This window comes from Hydrocoleum sp. CS-953 (assembly GCF_002260545.1).
GTDB lineage: Bacteria > Cyanobacteriota > Cyanobacteriia > Cyanobacteriales > Microcoleaceae > Trichodesmium.
This window is the reverse complement of sequence record NZ_LGSU01000850.1, coordinates 1-5,043: the sequence shown is the minus strand read 5'-3', so window position 1 is coordinate 5,043 and position 5,043 is coordinate 1. Positions and strand designations below refer to the sequence as shown.

Here is a 5,043-nt window from a genome sequence, read left to right as displayed (position 1 = left end):
ATTATAAATAATTAAAGAGAAGTCAGGAGAAAAGCAAAAATGATCGAATTAGTATATGCTCGTTGAATACTTATAACAGAAAAATAGGTGGGGAAAGTTTGTCTATCGCTAATGAAGCGGATATCAGATAACATCTAAAGAAACTCAATATCCTTTAATACCAAGAATTCCTAGACTTCCTAAACTTTTCCTGCAATTTTTTACGCGCTTTAATAGCAGGTGCAAAATCTGGTTTAATTTCAATAGCTTTGTCATAAGCAGAGATCCCTTCCTTATATTTCTCCATTTCTCCTAGCGCCCAACCTAAGTTAGACCAAGCTATCGGATCTTTAGCATTAATAGCGATCGCTTTCCTCAGAGAAGCTACAGCTTCATCATAACGTTTTAACTTAGTCAAAGCAATACCACGACTACCCCAAGATGGAAAATCATCAGCATTAATAGCGATCGCTTCATCAAAAGCAATTATAGCTTCTTGATTTTTTTCCAACCGCATTAAAGCAAAACCTCGATCCCGCCAAGCAGGTGCAAAACTAGGATCGATATCTATAGCTTTTTGATAAGAAGCAACCGCTTCCTCATATCGCTGTAAACCATCAGCAAGAAAACTACCTTGATTATGCCAAGCAATGTGGTAGTTTTGCCGACTTTCAGTAGCGTTTTTATAAGCATCTAAAGCTTCCTCAAAGCGCTGTAAGAAAAATAAAGTATTACCTTTTCCCATCGAAGCGCGATAAAAATCTGGGTTTAATTGTAAAGCTTGTTCATAAGAAGCTAATGCTTCTTGATGACGCTGTAATTTACTCAATACTTGACCTCGGTCAACTATTGCTGCCAAATCTTCTGGGTTATCTCTAATTTCTCGTTCAAGTAAAGCGAGTGCTTCTTCAAAAGCTTTTCTGGCATCAAGATTACGTNGTATTACCTTTTCCCATCGAAGCGCGATAAAAATCTGGGTTTAATTGTAAAGCTTGTTCATAAGAAGCTAATGCTTCTTGATGACGCTGTAATTTACTCAATACTTGACCTCGGTCAACTATTGCTGCCAAATCTTCTGGGTTATCTCTAATTTCTCGTTCAAGTAAAGCGAGTGCTTCTTCAAAAGCTTTTCTGGCATCAAGATTACGTTTTAAATACTCTAAAACTATACCTTTATTCTCCCAAGATTGAGGTTCCATCGGATCAACAGCAATAGCTTTATTAATAGCTTTTAATGCTTCTTCAAACTGACCGATACTAATCAATGCTATTCCTTTACCATTCCAAGCTTTGAAATTATTTGTAGATATCTGAATTGCTTTTTCATAGGCATCTAAAGACTGTTGATAACGCTCTAATTTATTTAAAACTAAACCGCGACCATTCCAAGCTAAATAGAAATCTTGCTTATTTTCTATTGCTTTGTTGTAGGCAACTAAAGCTGCTTGATAACGCTGCAAATCAAACAGTACATCCCCATTATTTTTTAAAGCTTTCGAGTCATTTGGTTTAATTTTTATAGCTTCTGCACAGAAACTTTCTGCTGTTTCCGGTTGCTCTGCTTCAATCCATTTATTACATTTATTAAGTATGTAAATAAATTGAATTTCAGACCAGAAAATTATCCCGGCAATTACAACTGTAACTGTCAGAGAAATCAAAGAAAACGGTAACAAACGAAATGAACGTTTTTTCCTGGCAGATGTATTGGAATCTAAATTGATAGGGCATGAATTACCAATATTAGCACCCGAATTTTCTGGCGGAATATTATCATTATTTGTTTCAGTAAATTCTTGATTCTCAACATTAATATCCTGCTCTAAATTGGCATAGTTTTCTATCGCTATTTCCGTAGCATTATGAGTTTCTGGTGTCACAGAAATAGAAGTTTCCGACCCCATTAAAAATTCTGTTTGACTGCCAATATTCCAGAGGTCATTCAGAACTTGATCTGCACTGTGATAACGAGCGCGAAAATAGGGGTTGACCATCTTGTTAATAATAGCAGCAAATTGATTGCTTACCTCGGNCCGATTTCGGCTGGAAATAAACCTGTTAAAGCATGAACAACTGTCATGCCCAAAGCATATAGGTCATTACTAGGATTAGGATTCCTAGTATATTGTTCCTTGGGCATATAACCATGAGTACCCACAAAACGAGTAATTATCAGTTGTTTATGGTCATTTAAAGTAACAGAAGAAAGTTGTTTAAGTGAGCCAAAATCAATTAAGACAATTTTGCCATCAGAACGCCTAATTAAATTAGAAGGTTTAATATCTAAATGGAGTACCTCACGATGAACAAATGTGAGAATTTGCAGTACATCTTCCAATAATTTTTTGGCTTCATCTTCATCAAATTTGCCTTGGTCAATTTCGTAATTTAAGCTATTACCTTCAACATATTCTTGAACCAAATAAAAGTCTTGATTTTCCTCAAATTCATCTAATATTGCTGGAATTTGGTTATGACTTCCTTGGTTGAAGATAATTTGTGCTTCCTCTTCAAATAATCTTTTTACTTCATGTAATAGTACAGGATTTTTTGACTTAGGCTTAATCTGTTTAATCACACATAGAGAATTATCAAGTTTTTGTTGATCTTGAACTAAATAAGTTTGACCATAATCTCCTTCTCCCAACAGTCGAATAATTTTGTAGTGCCTATTAAGAATAGTTCCAATTCTTTGTGAATTTTGGATACNTGCTTCCTCTTCAAATAATCTTTTTACTTCATGTAATAGTACAGGATTTTTTGACTTAGGCTTAATCTGTTTAATCACACATAGAGAATTATCAAGTTTTTGTTGATCTTGAACTAAATAAGTTTGACCATAATCTCCTTCTCCCAACAGTCGAATAATTTTGTAGTGCCTATTAAGAATAGTTCCAATTCTTTGTGAATTTTGGATACTTTTATAGAGTTCTTCTAGGTCATTTAGAACTTCTGTAGCAGACTGGTAGCGTTCTTCATATTGACTGCAAACCATCTTATCTAAAATATCTGCTAACTCATTCTCTACTGCTGCTAATTCCCGCCATAAAACCTCATTAGTTTTGCTATGGTATAGAAAATCTATTGGGGCAACACCTGTTAAAGCTTGAATAGCTGTTATTCCTAAAGCGTAGATATCGCTATTTATTCTTGGTTTTCCTCCCAAATGTTCGACTGACATATAACCTGGTGTACCTACCACAGAAGCTTTTACTTCTCCATCTGAAGATAACACCAAAGTTTCAATTTCTTTTATTGCTCCAAAGTTCGTAACTACTATTTTATTGTCTGATTTACGTCTGATTAAATTNAGCTTGAATAGCTGTTATTCCTAAAGCGTAGATATCGCTATTTATTCTTGGTTTTCCTCCCAAATGTTCGACTGACATATAACCTGGTGTACCTACCACAGAAGCTTTTACTTCTCCATCTGAAGATAACACCAAAGTTTCAATTTCTTTTATTGCTCCAAAGTTCGTAACTACTATTTTATTGTCTGATTTACGTCTGATTAAATTAGAGGGTTTAATATCACCATGAATTACATCTTGACGATGAATATATTCTAATGCTTCTAATGCATCGTAAAGCAACATAATTAGTTGACTTTGAGGTAGTTGTTTACCATCAGTAATTTCTCTATCTAAATTATAGCCCTCAATAAATTCGTAAACTAAATAAAATTTTTGGTCTTCCTCAAAATAATCCAAAAGTTGGGGAATTTGCTCATGGTTGCCTAAGTGTTTTAAGGTTGTCGCTTCTTTTTCAAATCGACATCGTGCTGCTTCTAAAATAGAAGGGTCGGAGGTATTAGGTTGAAATTGTTTGACTATACACAGAGACTTGTTAACTGTCTGCTGATTTTCAGCTAGATAAGTTTTCCCAAAAGGTCCTTTCTGTAAGTCTTGGATAATAGTATATGTTTTTCTAAGAGTCTGAACTTGCTCCATCATCTTTCAATTTTATAGTAGAAACTAATATCTCAAGTTTAAACCCACATTCTACATTTGGCAGTTTATTTTATAGTACAAAAGATTATATTTTTAGCGAGCGCCTTAACTTGGGAACTGGGAACAGAGTTTTAGAGATTTAGAGTAGTCTAATACCAAATTCAAAAAAGGCAGTTACATCTTAATTTGTGATTTATTCCTACAATAAAAAATTGTAAATTCCATAAATTGTAAAAATAAANATACCAAATTCAAAAAAGGCAGTTACATCTTAATTTGTGATTTATTCCTACAATAAAAAATTGTAAATTCCATAAATTGTAAAAATAAAACCTTTTTTACTCTTTTTTTATTATGTTGTTCTTTTCCTGTTCCCTCCATACCTGTTCCCTGTTCCTACAGTGGCTCTGTTCTTAGGAGTCAGGAGTCGTAGGGGCGATTTCCTACAGGAGTCAGGAGGTCATTTCAGTTAGCCTCCTGCGGAGGAGCTGCGCTTTATCCTGACGGACTGCTCCGCAAACATGTCGCGCAGCGTTAACGCGCGTTGTGCGGAACGCTAAACAGTTATCAGTNAGGAGCTGCGCTTTATCCTGACGGACTGCTCCGCAAACATGTCGCGCAGCGTTAACGCGCGTTGTGCGGAACGCTAAACAGTTATCAGTGAACCTCAGACCTTAGTCGGAGGCTTGAAATACTGAGTTAAATATTTTTTCATCCCCTTAAAAGGGGAGGCTCATACCCTCATTTTTTGGTAAGAATTTATAATATTCATTTTTTCTGAGGGTAAAACTGTTCCACGATTGACTAAAAATCGTTTTATAACTATAAAAATCTGTTTTTTTTCCAAGGGATAATTTGATTTTTACCCTCTACATCTACAGCAAATTTACTAAGATTTTTGTAATCATTTTACCGAATAATTAAGGTTAAAAGCCTCCCCTTTCAAGAGAAACAATGAATTTATTTTCCTTTTATTCAATCCTCTTCCTTTTAGGGAGAGTTCAAGAATTTAGAATTTAGAATTTAGAATGCGCGAATTACCTCTTCTTTTCAAGGAGAGGATTGACGAACAGGAAAATTTTTATTTATTATCCCCTTAAAAGGGGAGGCTTTA

The 5,043-nt window shown here is 34.8% G+C and carries 3 protein-coding genes and 1 pseudogene; all 4 read right to left on the bottom strand.

Annotated features, from left to right (window positions below):
- Nucleotides 1–154: 154 nt before the first annotated feature.
- Nucleotides 155–917: pseudogene (locus AFK68_RS44805) on the bottom strand (tetratricopeptide repeat protein); the annotation flags it as partial.
- A gap of 1 nt (nucleotide 918) precedes the next feature.
- A partial coding sequence (locus AFK68_RS44800) for a tetratricopeptide repeat protein (protein ID WP_371357323.1) occupies nucleotides 919–1,883 on the bottom strand: 965 nt, incomplete at its 3' end.
- 129 nt (nucleotides 1,884–2,012) lie between these two features.
- Nucleotides 2,013–2,635: AarF/UbiB family protein (locus AFK68_RS44795; protein ID WP_371357322.1), on the bottom strand; the 623-nt coding region annotated here is incomplete at its 3' end.
- Between the two features lie 655 nt (nucleotides 2,636–3,290).
- On the bottom strand, nucleotides 3,291–3,932 hold a 642-nt coding region (locus tag AFK68_RS11000; RefSeq protein WP_210407348.1), incomplete at its 3' end, for a serine/threonine-protein kinase.
- Nucleotides 3,933–5,043: the final 1,111 nt, after the last annotated feature.